Raw genomic sequence first — 15,040 nt, 5'->3', positions numbered from 1 at the left:
GAGAATCAATATCGTACAATTTATAAGCTACAGGATCACGTTATTATGACGAGTAAGGATGCATTAAAGGATTGTTCCCCATCTGAGGATAGTATAGGTGCTTGTGGGGAGATTATCGAAATCAGTGGTGTCATTAAGTGGTTTGATGGTAGTAAGGGGTATGGATTTATTGTACCTGATTTACCTCATTTCCCCGATATATTATTGCATGTTACAGTAATGCGAAGGGATGGTTTTCAAACAGCTTTGGAGGGAGCTAAAGTCATTTGTGCTGTGGAAAAAACTGAACGAGGATTAAAGTGCGTTCAGGTGAAATCCATAGATTGTTCTTCAGCAATCCATCCATCAGAAGTTCCAGCCCGTACCCATGTTGTTGTTACTCCAGAAAGTGGACTAGAACGAGCAATTGTTAAATGGTTTAATCGTGACAAAGGATACGGTTTTCTTAGCCGTGGGCAAGGAACGGAAGATATTTTTATTCATATGGAAACATTGCGCCGTTTTGGTTTAGCAGAGCTTCGTTCGGGTCAAGTTGTTCTTGTACGTTTTGGTAAAGGAGAAAAAGGTTTAATGACAGCAGAGATTTATCCGGATATAGGCATTCCTTTAGCTACGCATTAAATTTCACGAGTGAAATCAGTGTGTTTTCTATATTTTTAAAGGTGATTGTTTCATAAATTGCTATAGAAGTAGATTTTTAAAGAAAATATAGCTCTCGTGAATCCATAAACCAAATGAAGAAAATTGTGCATATTACGTTGAAAGAAACTAGAAAATAACAAGGAAGCAATTCTCTTGTTTTTTGACTTTTAAACTCTGGTACTTTTTATTTTATAAACAAAATTTAAAATTTTTCTCTGGTGGAGACAAGAATGTTAAAGCCTTTTAAAAAGGAGTATATTGTTTTATTGGTGATGCTTTTTATGTTAGATATGCGTGTTGTTGTAGCAAAGGAGCCCATAGAGATTCCTGTGCATCCGATTCCTTTAGAAATACATACAAAGCAAGGTCCGGTTTTTTATAAGGTAGAGATTGCTTTTACGCCATCTCAAGCAGCAGCTGGTTTAATGTATCGAACTGATTTTCCACGCGATCGTGCAATGCTCTTTAAGCAGCTAAAAAGTTATCCATCGGGAGATGAGCAGAAAATTTTTATGTGGATGGCAAATACGCCTTTACCTTTAGATATGATTTTCTTAAACTCTGAGGGAATTATTGTATCGATTATTGAAAATACTTCTCCATTTTCAACAAATACCATTTCATCAGAAGTTCCTGCAGCTTTTGCACTTGAAATTAATGCTGGTGAAGTTTCTGAAAAACAGATACAAAAAGGACAACGTGTTATTCATCCTGTACTTTGTGGAAAGTGCAATAAAAAATGACCGCTGAAGATATTCGTTTTTTTGAATATAATGGTTTGCGATTTGCTTATCGAGAAGAAGGACAAGGCGCTCCTGTTTTGTTGATCCATGGTTTTGGATCTTCTGCACGGGTGAATTGGTATGCAACAGGTTGGTTTCGTATTCTCACGGAAGCAGGATATCGTGTTATTGCTCTTGATAATCGCGGTCACGGAGATTCAGTTAAAAGTTATGATCCTGCTTTTTATACACCTCAAGCTATGGCTGGTGATGCGATAAAGTTACTACAGCATTTAGAGTTATCTAAAGCTCATGTTATGGGATATTCTATGGGAGCTCGTATTAGTGCTTTTATGGCTCTTTTGCATCCAACATATGTGAACAGCGTTATTTTTGGTGGTTTAGGTATTGGTATGGTAACGGGAGCAGGAAATTGGGAGCCTGTGGCTGAAGCTCTTCTAGCGGAAGATATTTCTACCATTACCAATACGCGCGGTTTAATGTTCCGTAAATTTGCAGATCAAACGAAAAGCGATAGGCGTGCTCTTGCTGCTTGTATCATTACATCAAAACAGGAGTTAACGGCGTCTGAAGTTTACAAAATCAAACAACCAGCACTTGTTGCCGTTGGTTCATTAGATGAAATTGGCGGTGATGCAGAGCCATTGGCAGCCTTGTTGCCTTGTGGTGAAGCTTTATCAATTCCTGATCGAGATCATATGCTTGCTGTAGGCGATAAAGTTTATAAAAAAGGCGTTATCGATTTTCTTTCTCGTTATCCTATAAAATAAGAACTCTTCATAGCTTTTAGAATTTACAGAAATACCCAATATTTTTATTTCGTATAAATTGAAAAAAGCTTATTAAAAAATCTTTCTGTTATGACGTAAGTTTTTATAAAAAATGAAAAGAAAAATAAACTCTTATTAGCTTATTTTGTATATTTTCCAGAGAGGTAATTCTTCTAAGATTAGATAATTATACTTTAAAGGTTATTAAAAAGAATTATTTTCGAATGATGTAATAAATATTTTTTGCTAAAAAATGTAGTTTTAAATAAAAAAATATTTTTATTTGTATTTTTTATAAAATAAACAAAATTATAAATTATTGATCAATTTATTCTTACGAATATGCATTTTAAATACAGATGCTAAAATTGGAGATAAAGTAAAATTATTAAAAATATACAGTTTTTTTTGCCATTTTTTAATCTATACGGGTATATTTAATAATGATAGACTCCTTTTGTAAACGTTCTTTATGAATGTATAAAGAACGTTGTGAATATATGTAATATTAAGTAAATATTCAGATTATGCTTTTTTACTGACTTTACAGAATCATAAGAGTGTCTTATTTGCACGACACGCAATTATTTTAATCGTTTCAAAAAAACAGGAGAGCATAGTGAATGCTGATGAAATAAAAAAACTTGATAATTATTTTAAAAATATATTCCAAAACTCAGCATTGCAAGTCAGAGCACGGCCTAAAAAGAGTGATTCTTGTGAGGTTTATATAGGAGATGAGTTTTTAGGCATTATCTATCGAGATGAAGATGAAGATGAGCTCTCCTATAATTTCTCAATGGCTATATTAGATATTGATTTAGAAAATTGATTCGTTATTCATAGTTGAATGAAGTCTTTTTTATCCCATAAGATTTATATAAGTTTTAACGCTTTAAAACTCGTATGGTTATTTCGTGCAATAATAAGATGGTCATGGATAATAATGCCTAATGCATTTGCTGCATCTTTTAATCTATATGTCATTGTTATATCTGCATTAGAGGGGGTGGAATCGCCAGAAGGGTGATTGTGGACTAAGATAAGTCCTGATGCGGATAACTCTAAAGCTCGAGAAATAACTTCACGAGGATAAACAGGGGTATGATCAATGGTTCCAGTTTGTTGCACCTCATCAGCAAGTAAGCCGTTTTTCTTATCAAGAAACAAAATACGAAACTGTTCACGTGTTTCGTGAGCCATAACAGCTTTACAATACGCTAACACTTTATCCCATGATGAAAAAATATCGCGCTTAAACAATTGCGCACGAGCAAGACGTCCAGCAACATCTGAAATAATTTTTAAATCAACTGCAGTGGCGGGACCACATCCTGGAATTTCTTGAAGTCGGTGAATATCCGCTCCCAACACATCAGCTAATGAACCAAAACGCGCTATCAAATTTTTAGCTATGGGTTTTGTGTTTGCACGGGGTATTGTGCGAAAAAGCAATAATTCAAGATATTCATAATCTTCAATTGCATTTCCTTTTGACTTTAAATAGCGCTTCCGAAGACGTTCACGATGGCCTTGATAATGTTTATGAAGCTGTGCGTTTTTCTGAGGCTCTTCACTTTTTCTTTCTGATACTGGGGTGAGTGGAGAACGCGATGTTAATGCAAAGTGATTACTTTGAGTATCTTCCTTTTGATTTAATTTTTTAGCCATAACATCTCTACATTGCGTTAGGTATGGGAATTTGGAATATAAAAAATATTTTTAGGAGATTGTGTAAATATTTCATACCCTTCATTTGTAACACCAATTGTATGTTCATATTGTGCTGTCAGAGAGCGGTCACGGGTAACAGCAGTCCAACCGTCAGATAAAATCTTAACTTGTGGTTTACCAAGGTTAATCATAGGCTCAATTGTAAACATCATACCTTGTTTTAATTCAACTCCTTCTCCAGGATTTCCATAATGGAGAATATTGGGAGCATCATGAAAAAGCTGGCCGATACCATGTCCGCAAAAATCTCTCACAATTGAACAGCGTTCAGATTCTGCATACTGTTGAATGGCTGCCCCAATATCACCTGTCGTTGCTCTAGGCTTAACGACAGCGATTCCTTGCATAAGACTTTCATAGGTTATTTTTAGCAAGCGTTCTGCGGCACGCCTAATTTTTCCAACAGGATACATTCGGCTTGAATCCCCATGCCAACCATCAAGGATAAAGGTTACATCAACATTTACAATATCACCTTCTTGCAAAGGTCTTTTATTGGGAATGCCATGGCAGACAACGTGATTGATAGATGTACAGCATGAATGGCTGTATCCATGATAATTTAGATCAGCAGGAAGTGCTCCTCGCTTAGCTCCAAAAATAAATACAAAATCATCTATTTCTTGCGTAGTAACGCCCGGCTTAATAATATCTGTAAGCGCATCAAGGCATTCTGCAGCAATACGACCAACTTCACGCATTTTAGCAAAAGCATAATCATCGAAAATGCGGATTTTTCCATTAAATTTTAAAGGGATTTTATTATATTCGATATACTCAGTCATTGTTTCTTCTATTTTCTATTTTTACTCTCTGAATCGGAAAAATGCCTTCTACACTTACATGACACTTTACAGCATAACATTCTACTCCTGATTTTAATGCTAAATCAAACTTACGTCCATAGAGTGGATCAAGATCATGACAAATTGTAAAAGCTGAGCAATCTTCTCGTTGAATAATATAAAGCATAGCAGCTCGTTTTCCTTGTTGTACAACTCCTATGAGCTCATCAAGGTGACGTGCACCACGTTTTGTTTCGCTATCAGGAAATTCTGCTAATCCTTTCTGACGAATAAAATGAACATTTTTGACTTCTAGGTAACAATCAGGAAGAATGTCATCACGTAAAAGAAAGTCAATTCGTGATTGTGTCCCATAGCGTTGTTCTTTTAAAATTGTTTTATATCCATTTAATTCTGGTAGTAATCCGTTTTGAATTGCTTCTAACGCAAGTTTATTGGGTAAAGAAGTATTAATACCAACCAAAGTATTATCGGCTTCAATAATTTCTAATTGATAGGCATATTTTCGTTTGATGTTGTTATGATAAGAAAGCCAAATATTGGTGTTGAAAGCTGTTAATCCAAGCATTGATCCTGTATTAGGTACAGACACGGTGAGGACATGCTGATCATCTTGTTGAACATCCGCAAGGAAACGTTTATAACGACGGATAAGCTTTGCAGGAAAAAGTTTGGGAATAAAGTGCATATCCCTTTTTTAGGATTTATGATTTCATAATTCAACTGAGATTATGATTTATAGGGGCTGTTCCCTATTAAAAAAGATAAAATTGATGTAAAAAACGCTACGATATCTTATATAAATTGTTATAAATTCCATCGTTCACTTTAATGGCTTTTAAAATTTATTATTAGGTTTAGAAACTATTATCTTTGAATGAAAAGATAGATTATCTATAAGTTATTATTAAACAGCATTAGAGTATTGTGAAAAAGGTTTCGTAAAAAATAGTGGAGAGGGAGATAGTTTAAGTGAAACTAGGTAAAATTGATGGCAGGAACGAATAGGAATCGTGAAAATTTAACAAATGGTCCCATTATTATTTTAGTTGAACCGCAGCTTCCTGAAAACATTGGTATGGTCGCAAGGGCAATGGCAAATTTTGGGCTTTCTAAGCTTCGATTAGTCAATCCTCGAGAGATGTTTCCAAATGAAAAAGCTAGAGCTGCTGCGAGTAAAGCTGATCATGTCATTAACAATGCTGTGATTTTTAACACATTGCGTGATTCAATTGCAGATTTACACTATGTTTTTGCCACAACAGCACGTGAAAGATGTGGATTTAAAACTGTAAAAAGTGCTGTCGAAGCAGCAAGCGTATTACGTCAGCGTGAAAGTATCGGACATAAGACTGGGATTGTCTTTGGAAGAGAGAGATGGGGACTAGAAAATGATGAAATCAGCCTTGTTGATGAAATTATTACTTTTCCAGTTAATCCTGCTTTTGCGTCACTTAATATTGCGCAAGCGGTTCTTTTAATGTCTTACGAATGGATGAAAGCTGGTTTAGAGAATGTCAGCGATACGGCATTTCGTGCAGCAGAGATGGAACCTGCAAATAAAACAATATTCCATGGTTTTTTATCTCAGTTAGAAGAGGCTTTGAATATCCGTGGGTATTTTAGACCACCAGAACGTAAAGAAGTAATGCTTGCAAATTTGCGCTCTGTTTTTACGCGCGCTAACTTTAGTGAACCTGAGGTTCGTTTATTGCGAGGCATTATATCTTCTTTGGATCATTTTTCGCCACAATATCCACGGGGGAGTAGAGCACCGGAAGAGCGTGATCGTAAAAAAATTAAAAATAAGTGTGAAAACTAATGGATGAACGACCTGTTCTTTTTTTTGATAGCGGTATTGGTGGTTTAACAGTGTTCAGGGAAGCGCGTATTCTTATCCCCGACATGCAATTTATCTATGTTGCTGATGATGCAGGATTTCCTTATGGAAATTGGAAAGAAAATATTTTGAAAGAGCGTATTTTGAAGATTTTTACAAATCTTTTAACACGTTACAATCCAGCTTTATGTGTGATTGCTTGCAACACTGTTTCTACACTGATGATAGCAGATTTACGACAGAATTTTCCTCATGTCCCTTTTGTAGGAACGGTTCCTGCAATTAAATCAGCTGCGGAACAAACAAAATCTGGTTTTATTTCCGTATTAGCGACTCCTGGAACAGTTAAACGTGCTTATACAAATGAATTAATTAACTCTTTTGCTGGACAGTGTCATGTTCAGCTTGTGGGAAGTAAAAAGCTGGCTGGACTTGCTGAAGATTATTTACGGGGAAAATCTATCGATTCAGAAGAGTTAAGAAAAGAAATCTTGCCATGTTTTGTGGAAAAAAATGGACAATATACGGATGTTATTGTTTTAGCCTGCACACATTATCCTTTTTTGATTAATTTCTTTCGTGAACATGCTTTATGGTCCGTTGAGTGGATTGATCCGGCGAAAGCGATCGCCAAACATATCAGATCTTTATTACCATTGTCGGGAAAGATACACCATCAATATATAAAGAAATATCAAGATTTTGCGTTGTTGACATCAAAAAATATCACTTCTTTAACGGAGAATTTGTTTAAAGGATTTGGCTTAAAACTCATGAAAGGAGTTGACTTTGGGTTACGAGACCAATAATGATGATCTAGCTATTTTTTCAAGAAAATAGCATTAATTGACGTGTCCCGTGGATAACTTTGCATATTGATATGTTAAGGTATTCTGTCAGTCTTTAGTATTTAAAGGCAGAGGAGGGCGCGTTTCCTTGGGGTCTTAAGATCTCGTGTTTTATTTTATAAGGAAATGCGATGAGTAAACGCGAAACAACAAAGTATAAAATTGACCGTCGTATGGGAGAAAATATTTGGGGGCGTCCAAAATCTCCTGTCAATCGTCGTGATTATGGTCCAGGTCAGCATGGACAGCGTCGTAAAGGAAAACTTTCTGACTATGGGGTGCAGTTGCGCGCTAAACAGAAATTGAAAGGGTTTTATGGAGATATTTCAGAAAAACAATTTCATAAAACCTATGAAGAAGCTGCTCGTCGACGGGGCGATACTGGTGAAAATCTTATCGGTCTGTTAGAATCACGTTTGGATGCTGTTGTTTATCGTGCAAAATTCGTACCTACGATTTTTGCTTCTCGCCAATTTATCAATCACGGTCATGTTAATGTCAATGGGCGGCGCACAAACATTCAATCTTATCGTTGTAAACCCGGTGATGTTATTGAGGTTCGGGAAAAATCGAAACAACTTGTTTTAGTGTTAGAATCAGTGCAATTGGCAGAACGTGATGTCCCTGATTATATTGAAGCAGATCATAAACAGATGAAAGCAACCTTTACACGTATTCCTGCTTTTGCAGATGTTCCTTATGCTGTGCAAATGGAACCTAATCTGGTTGTTGAATTTTATTCTCGATAATTTTTCTGTAAGAGAAATTGTTTCTCTCTTCTATTATGATAACTTCAAAATATTGTGTTATTCTTACAATATTTGAAGTTAATAAGTTCTTTTTGTAAATGGTTCTATATTAAGTTTATTGCTATGTTTTATAGTCATAAATTTGTATAGTTCCATTTCTTTTTTGTGTATCTAATTTATAAATTCAAAAAACATAAATGTAAGCTTGCTTTAATATTTGTTTTTATCTTTGCAAAACGAGCCGTTTATTGTGCAGGATATGGTATTATGAATGATGTTTCAGTTGAATATCAGGCAATAGAAGAAAACAAAGGGAGAGATGATCCTTTAATAAGCGAAGCAGATAATTGTCATCCAATGTTTCGTGTTGCTCCTTCAAGCGTAGAATTTAATAAATTGCGCAAACGACTTTTACGTCATATGCGACAAGCTTTGGATGATTTTTCTATGCTCTCTACAGGGAAAAAATGGCTTGTTGCTTTATCGGGTGGAAAAGACTCTTATGGTTTATTAGCGCTTCTTTTAGACTTAAAGTGGCGAGGTCTTTTATCCGTTGAAATTCTAGCCTGTAATCTTGATCAAGGGCACCCAGGATTTCCTAAGCATATTCTTCCAGACTTTTTAAGTTCTTATAAAATTCCATATCGTATTGAATATCAGGATACTTATTCCATTGTTACAGATAAATTGGCAGAGTCGCAGACATATTGTTCACTTTGTTCTCGATTACGACGTGGTAATCTCTATCGTATTGCACGTGAAGAGGGATGTTCTGCATTAGTTTTAGGTCATCATCGTGATGATGTTTTAGAAACATTTTTTATGAATTTGTTTCACGGTGGCCGATTAGCTGCCATGCCTGGAAAACTTAAAAATGATGAAGGAGATCTTTTTGTATTACGTCCTCTTGTTTATGCTGCTGAGGAAGATATGGAAAAATTTTCTCAAGAAATGCAATTTCCAATTATTCCTTGTAATCTTTGCGGTAGTCAAGATGGATTACAACGTAATGCAATGAAAGAAATGCTGAAAAATATAGAAAGACAAATGCCAGGACGTAAAGATACGATGATTCGCGCTTTAACAAATGTACGCCCAAGTCATTTGCTTGATAAGAAATTCTTTGATTTTAAAACGTGTTAATAAAAATTAGATATTTTAAAAATAAGTTTAAAGAGTTTAAGATAAGATACTTATTTATAATGATAATTTATTTTTTTCATTTAAATATCGTCAGATTGTTTTGTTTCAAATTCTCTTATATTGCTTCCATAAAAAATATCCGTTTGCATATCACAAAGGAAATTCTTGTGTGCATAAAACACTCTTGAAAAAAGTTTCCTTTCACTAACCAATGACTGTCGCAATATCAAAAATAGGAAAATAGTACGATTGTCGATTTGCTCTTTTGTTAATTAAAAATGGTGTACCTTGTGGATTTTATTTTATTCTGTTGCGCCGCCGTCACCGTCATTTAAGGCATTAAATTAAGAGAATATATAACTGCTTGGTATTTTGGGAGTGTATAGCAAACACTCAGAGTAAGGATTGCTCGTAAATTCTCATGAAGTGAGTTACATGATCGGTTCTTGTTATGAAAAATCGCTTTTTTATAAACCAATGCTGATAGAAATCTTCATCATTGAGGACAGGGAAGGAGTTAAATTTTTAAACTGCTATACCATAAAGGTCATAGGCATCCGATTGTTCGATTTTAACGGTGACAAATTCACCAACACGCAGTGGGCGTCGTGATGATATATGGACAACACCATCTATTTCTGGAGCATCGTACTGACTACGTCCTTTGGCAACTTTTCCTTGACTTTCATCGATAAGCACTCGGAGTCTTTTTCCAATTTTTTTCTTTAAAAGATGTGTAGAAATTTGTTGTTGTTTTGCCATAAAACGATGCCAGCGGTTTTCTTTCACCTCTTCAGGAATATTTTCTAATCCCAAATCATTTGCGGCAGCTCCTTTTACTTCTTCATATTTAAAGCACCCCGCGCGTTCAATTTTTGCTTCTTCTAGCCATTCTAGAAGTATATTAAAATCTTCATTCGTTTCACCAGGAAAACCAACGATAAATGTTGATCGCAAAGTAAGATCTGGACATATTTTCCGCCATTTTTCAATTTTACGGTTTGTTTTTTCCATAAGTGCGGGACGCTTCATGTGACGCAAAACAGTTGGTGATGCATGCTGAAAAGGTATATCCAGATAAGGAAGAATTTTTTTTGCAGCCATAAGTTCGATAACTTCATCAACATGGGGATAAGGATAAACGTAATGCATACGTACCCAAATACCCATATCGCCTAGTTCGCGACAAAGATCAAAGAATTTAGTTTTGATTGTACGATCTTTCCAAGAATTTTCGAGATATTTAAGATCAACACCATAAGCACTCGTATCCTGTGAAATAACCAAAAGTTCTTTTACACCCGCTTGCACGAGTTTTTCAGCTTCACGAAGAACATCGCTGATGGGACGTGAAGTGAGATCACCACGCAAAGTAGGGATGATACAAAAACTACACCGATTAGAGCATCCTTCAGAAATCTTTAAGTAGGCGTAATGGCGAGGTGTTAAACGAATACCTTGGGGAGGAACTAAATCAAGAAAAGGATCATGAATTGGAGGAATTGCTGTATGAACAGCTTCTATAACGCTTTCATAAGCTTGCGGTCTTGTAATAGCCAATACATTAGGATATGTTTGGCGAATAGCATCAGGATCAGCACCAAGACACCCTGTTACAATAACTTTTCCATTTTTTTTAAGAGCTTCATCAATATTGGCTAATGATTCTCTCCTTGCCGAGTCAAGAAAACCACAGGTATTCACAATAACGACATCAGCTCCTTGATGTTGACGTGAAATCTCATACCCTTCAGAGCGAAGGCGTGTAATAATTCGCTCAGAATCTACGAGTGCTTTTGGGCATCCGAGGGAGACAAAACTAATACGAGGTGCTACCATGATGATCCTACAATTACTATGAATGATTGAGTTACGCTTTTATTAATTTAAAAATAATGTTCTTTATTTTTATACCTATGCAATACAATCTGTTACAAAGTTATTTGATTTTTTTCTACAAAATTTTATGTGTTTTTATGCATGCATACAATTTTGTCTTATTATATCGTAAAATTCCGTTATTGAGGATGATGATATAAGACAGCTTCCTTCAAAGCATTTAAGTTCTTTTCAAAGTACGTGGTGAATATTTTAAAACTTACTTGTCAAGCCTTGCATTAAGTGAAGAACATGGAGGGAAGGGAAAGTGAAACCTGCTCGATAAGGATCTGGATTGTTTATAAACCGAATTGGGGGCATCCTTTGGCTGTGGAGAAGAAGTCAATTGCGTGTGGCACAATAAAAAAAATACTCAACAGCTTCTTATTGCGATATCTATCGCGTACTATAAGGTTTATTTTTTAATATTTGCGAATAAGTCCGGTAAGTTTTCCTTGTATTTCTATACGCTCGGATTCGTATGTCCGTACTTCATAATGAGGATTTGCGGCTTCTAATGCAATAGAAGCTCCTTTGCGTCGATAACGTTTTAATGTGGCTTCTTTTTTATCAATAAACGCAACAATAATTTCACCTGTTATTGCTGTATTTTGACGTTTTACAATGATCGTATCTTTATCAAAGATACCAGCCTCCATCATAGAATCATCTTTAACTTCTAATGCGTAGTGCTCACCTGTATTAACCATATCGAGTGGAAGAGAAAGGCTGTTTATTTGTTGCAGTATAGCAGAGGCGGGTACGCTTGCAGAAATACGTCCCATAATAGGAATGGTGATATTTTTTTTTTCTTCTTCATCAAAGGGACTCAAGCTTTTTGATATTTCCCTTTTATTTCTTTCTATTATACTGGGAGAAATTTTACGTGCTAAAGAAAGGTTAAATGTTATTTTCTCAGGAAGTCGAATCACCTCCACAGCACGAGCACGATTGGGCAAACGACGTATAAAACCTCTTTGTTCTAAGGCTATAATGAGCTTATGAATACCAGACTTTGAAGAAAGCTCTAATGCATTTTTCATTTCTTCAAAAGAAGGAGGAACACCAGTTTCTTTTATATGGTTATGAATAAACAAGAGTAGCTCATACTGTTTACATGTTAGCATTCAATATTCCAATCAAAATAATAAAAATTAGTAAAGTAAAAATACATGTATATATAACACTTTTACAATTTTTATCGCCAAATCAAAATTATTTTCTTTGTTTTTGATCTTATCGTTTAATAAAGCAATATTTTTATTTATAGATATATTTAAATTATTATTTATATAGCTATATAGCTACATTAATATTAAATAATGTATAAAATACTTTATAGTTCTGACTGAATTATATAACACCAAATTTTATGACCAGTATTATCCTTTTCTTCTAAAAATATATCTACATGTTTTGTAATTTCTGATATAAAAAAGTTAAATAGAAGGCATTCTATATATTTAGAACTCTCTATGGGTATTTAAAATCATTTTACATACTGCATATTATTTCTGCTTTTTTATTCTTAGTAAAATTATCTACAGCTCTAATAGTGAGCACAATTTATAGTCATTCGGGATATTTTCAATGAGACTAAATTTGCTTCATATCTACTTTATTCTATAGGATAAATTGGCTTTCGTTATATATTCATTATGCATAAATAAAATTATACTCTCAAAATGCCATTGTTGCTCATTGTTCCATTTTCAGGTCTAACGTGTCAACTGCTATATACTATTTTCATGAACCCTAATGTTACGATAAATTTTGATTATTGAAAGGAGGCATAAAAGGTATTTTCATTTCTTTTTTATAGTTTTATTCTCTCACTTATATTGGTCAAGAAAATGCTTTTTATTGTTTCAATATAAAAAAGATTTGAAATGAGATAAGCTTACAGTATTTGAGACTTCTCACTCAAGTGAAAAATAATAAATTATTATAAATCAATATATTATCTTATAAAGCTGTATTCATATTTGAAAATTAAACACTAAAATATAAAGATATAAAAATAATATTATAATAAAAGGTATTTTTTCTTCTCTACCCATTATGCTCAACAACCCATGTGAGGGGAAGGGGGTATTGCTCATAATTTTAACGCTTCGAATCTATGCAATATTTTGCAGTGAAATTTTTCCTTTATTGAAACTTCAAAAAGAAGATTAAAGAGTACTTATACAATGATGACGTAAAGGGGCGAAAACGGAAAATTATTGATAACTGAAGAAAATAATAATATTTTTTCCAAAAGGTGTTGACCAAATGGAAAGTCAACCGTATGTTCCCTTCACTTTCTGCAAACTAGATAGCTTGTGTGAGAGCGCGTAGCTCAGCTGGTAGAGCAACTGACTTTTAATCAGTAGGTCCAGGGTTCGAATCCCTGCGCGCTCACCAAATTTAAGTAATATCAATAGGCTATAAAAAATTTAAGAATCTTTTTTGTTTTGATTCTTTTTGAAGTTTTTATCGATTCTATAGTCTGTCATTTTCTATCAGCTGTTTTGGAATAGAGCGGTGCTATGCTGTCTCCATTTTCAACAAACTTACGGATAGGGTTGTACCTGCGTTGGCAGCACATGCGGTTTCTAATTTTCTCAACCCATAGGTGGTTTTTTAATACCCACTGCATTACATGATTCGCAAAACAGTTGCTAAAATCACCACTTATTCACACTTATATTATGAAATGAATTTTCTATAAGATGTTGATTTATTTAACTTTTAATCTTTTTAACATCTACTATAGTACATTTATTTTGTATGAAAACCATAAAAAGGTTAACAATACGTTAATTTCTTGATAAAAGGGGCCAATTCAAGAGTGGTATATACGCGAGGGGAATCATTTAAAAACGTAAATTCTTCCGTTGCGTACAAAGAGCGTGACGTGGTTTTTACAGTAGTACTTAACAGAAATAAGTGGACTGAATAGATGCCTTCAAATAGAAAAAAGAAATTTACTTTTATGATTAAACCAACACTTCAATTGTTTTCTATGATCGTCATTTCTCAGTCACTGGTATCTTGTTGCGCAAGCCAAACTATGAATTTTTCAATAAAAGATTCCTATCATAATAAACCAATTAACGTAAACACTTCTGTACTACCTCAACAAGTCTCCAATAAGAAGAATCAATCGGAAGAAAAAAAGCGTGGACGAGCGATTGTTGGTAAACCTTATCAAATAAAAGGAAAGTGGTATTATCCTCAAAGTGATCCAACTTATAAACGTGTTGGCGAAGCATCATGGTATGGTTCAGATTTTCATGGACGTTTAACTGCCAACGGTGAAATTTATGACATGAATCTTTTGACTGCTGCTCATCCTACAATGCCTTTACCTAGCTATGCTCGTGTCACTAATTTGAAAAATGGATCTTCAATCGTTGTTAGAGTGAATGATCGCGGACCTTTTATGAAAGACAGAATCATTGATTTATCAAGGCAAGCTGCGACAATACTGGGGTATGTAGATAGGGGAGTTGCAGATGTTAAAGTAGAGTATATTGCTGAAGCACCTGTTGGCTATTATGATGGTGCATATTTAATGTCCTCTTATACTCCTGGAAATGCTGCCCCATATTCATTAGCGTCGGAAAATGTTGCGAAAAAAAGAGAAACTGTTTTGTTAAAAGAGCAGCGCAATACAAGGAACAAAAAAGAATTAGCTAAAGCAGCTGCTGTTGAACAAGAACAACGTAATAAAACTGTTGCAGTTAAATTGCCAGAAATTGGTCCTATCATGGTTGATAAGCCGATACCATTCGATCAAGTTGCTTCTATAAATAAGCTAAACAAAAAAACAAAGGTTAATTGGCTACAACTGTTTTAAGAAAAAATGCATTGATTTTTTATCTATATAATTTTCTAGTAAA

At 34.5% G+C, this 15,040-nt stretch carries 13 protein-coding genes, 1 tRNA gene and 1 pseudogene; 10 read left to right on the top strand and 5 right to left on the bottom strand.

Annotated features, from left to right (window positions below):
• The first annotated feature begins 45 nt into the window (after nucleotides 1–45).
• From ACFIMC_RS08860 to ACFIMC_RS08845, 4 genes are all read left to right on the top strand, one after another.
• Nucleotides 46–621, top strand: coding sequence for a cold-shock protein (locus ACFIMC_RS08860; protein WP_273791031.1), 576 nt, complete (start codon nucleotides 46–48; stop codon nucleotides 619–621).
• A gap of 251 nt (nucleotides 622–872) precedes the next feature.
• Entirely contained in the window at nucleotides 873–1,385 is a 513-nt protein-coding gene (locus ACFIMC_RS08855) for a DUF192 domain-containing protein (RefSeq protein ID WP_375628133.1), read from the top strand.
• The gene (locus ACFIMC_RS08850; RefSeq protein WP_375638412.1) at nucleotides 1,382–2,155 is read left to right on the top strand and encodes an alpha/beta fold hydrolase; all 774 of its coding nucleotides are present in this window, start codon (nucleotides 1,382–1,384) and stop codon (nucleotides 2,153–2,155) included. Before ACFIMC_RS08855 ends, ACFIMC_RS08850 begins: the two co-directional genes overlap by 4 nt.
• Nucleotides 2,156–2,774: 619 nt before the next feature.
• Nucleotides 2,775–2,987, top strand: coding sequence for a DUF3126 family protein (locus ACFIMC_RS08845; RefSeq protein ID WP_375638411.1), 213 nt, complete (start codon nucleotides 2,775–2,777; stop codon nucleotides 2,985–2,987).
• A 44-nt stretch (nucleotides 2,988–3,031) separates the two neighbouring features.
• Here the strand turns inward: ACFIMC_RS08845 and radC are convergent, their stop codons facing one another.
• Genes radC through sfsA form a run of 3 tightly spaced genes read right to left on the bottom strand, consistent with a single transcriptional unit; the run spans nucleotide 3,032 to nucleotide 5,383 of the window.
• Nucleotides 3,032–3,826, bottom strand: a complete 795-nt coding sequence (gene radC / locus ACFIMC_RS08840) for a DNA repair protein RadC (protein ID WP_375680907.1) — start codon at nucleotides 3,824–3,826, stop codon at nucleotides 3,032–3,034.
• Between the two features lie 17 nt (nucleotides 3,827–3,843).
• Nucleotides 3,844–4,674 carry a type I methionyl aminopeptidase gene (map, locus tag ACFIMC_RS08835; RefSeq protein WP_375680906.1) on the bottom strand — a complete coding sequence of 277 codons (831 nt, stop codon included), beginning with the start codon at nucleotides 4,672–4,674 and terminating at the stop codon, nucleotides 3,844–3,846.
• Nucleotides 4,667–5,383, bottom strand: a complete 717-nt coding sequence (gene sfsA, locus ACFIMC_RS08830) for a DNA/RNA nuclease SfsA (RefSeq protein ID WP_375611922.1) — start codon at nucleotides 5,381–5,383, stop codon at nucleotides 4,667–4,669. Before sfsA ends, map begins: the two co-directional genes overlap by 8 nt.
• A gap of 303 nt (nucleotides 5,384–5,686) precedes the next feature.
• Between sfsA and ACFIMC_RS08825 the strand changes: the two are divergent.
• From ACFIMC_RS08825 to ttcA, 4 genes and pseudogenes are all read left to right on the top strand, one after another.
• Nucleotides 5,687–6,524: pseudogene (locus ACFIMC_RS08825) on the top strand (RNA methyltransferase).
• Complete coding sequence (gene murI, locus ACFIMC_RS08820; protein ID WP_375611921.1) at nucleotides 6,517–7,344, top strand: glutamate racemase; 828 nt, start codon at nucleotides 6,517–6,519, stop codon at nucleotides 7,342–7,344. Before ACFIMC_RS08825 ends, murI begins: the two are co-directional and overlap by 8 nt.
• A gap of 170 nt (nucleotides 7,345–7,514) precedes the next feature.
• A complete protein-coding gene (rpsD, locus tag ACFIMC_RS08815) occupies nucleotides 7,515–8,132 on the top strand; it encodes a 30S ribosomal protein S4 (protein WP_273722651.1) in 618 nt (205 codons plus the stop codon).
• A gap of 267 nt (nucleotides 8,133–8,399) precedes the next feature.
• A complete protein-coding gene (gene ttcA, locus ACFIMC_RS08810; protein ID WP_375628128.1) occupies nucleotides 8,400–9,275 on the top strand; it encodes a tRNA 2-thiocytidine(32) synthetase TtcA in 876 nt (291 codons plus the stop codon).
• Nucleotides 9,276–9,800: 525 nt separating this feature from the next.
• On the opposite strand, the gene rimO is transcribed toward ttcA, so the two are convergent.
• Nucleotides 9,801–11,114, bottom strand: coding sequence for a 30S ribosomal protein S12 methylthiotransferase RimO (gene rimO / locus ACFIMC_RS08805; protein WP_375680905.1), 1,314 nt, complete (start codon nucleotides 11,112–11,114; stop codon nucleotides 9,801–9,803).
• Nucleotides 11,115–11,575: 461 nt separating this feature from the next.
• The gene (gene lexA, locus ACFIMC_RS08800) at nucleotides 11,576–12,280 is read right to left on the bottom strand and encodes a transcriptional repressor LexA (protein ID WP_375611918.1); all 705 of its coding nucleotides are present in this window, start codon (nucleotides 12,278–12,280) and stop codon (nucleotides 11,576–11,578) included.
• A gap of 1,203 nt (nucleotides 12,281–13,483) precedes the next feature.
• On the opposite strand from lexA, the gene ACFIMC_RS08795 reads away from it, so the two are divergent.
• Nucleotides 13,484–13,559: transfer RNA gene (locus tag ACFIMC_RS08795), tRNA-Lys, on the top strand.
• 538 nt (nucleotides 13,560–14,097) lie between these two features.
• Nucleotides 14,098–14,997: a septal ring lytic transglycosylase RlpA family protein gene (locus ACFIMC_RS08790; RefSeq protein WP_375668368.1), complete on the top strand. Its 900-nt coding sequence runs from the start codon at nucleotides 14,098–14,100 to the stop codon at nucleotides 14,995–14,997.
• Nucleotides 14,998–15,040: the final 43 nt, after the last annotated feature.

It is taken from the genome of Bartonella sp. AP21QHHD, assembly GCF_042196205.1.
Lineage (GTDB): Bacteria > Pseudomonadota > Alphaproteobacteria > Rhizobiales > Rhizobiaceae > Bartonella.
This window is presented reverse-complemented; position numbering and strand designations above follow the sequence as displayed.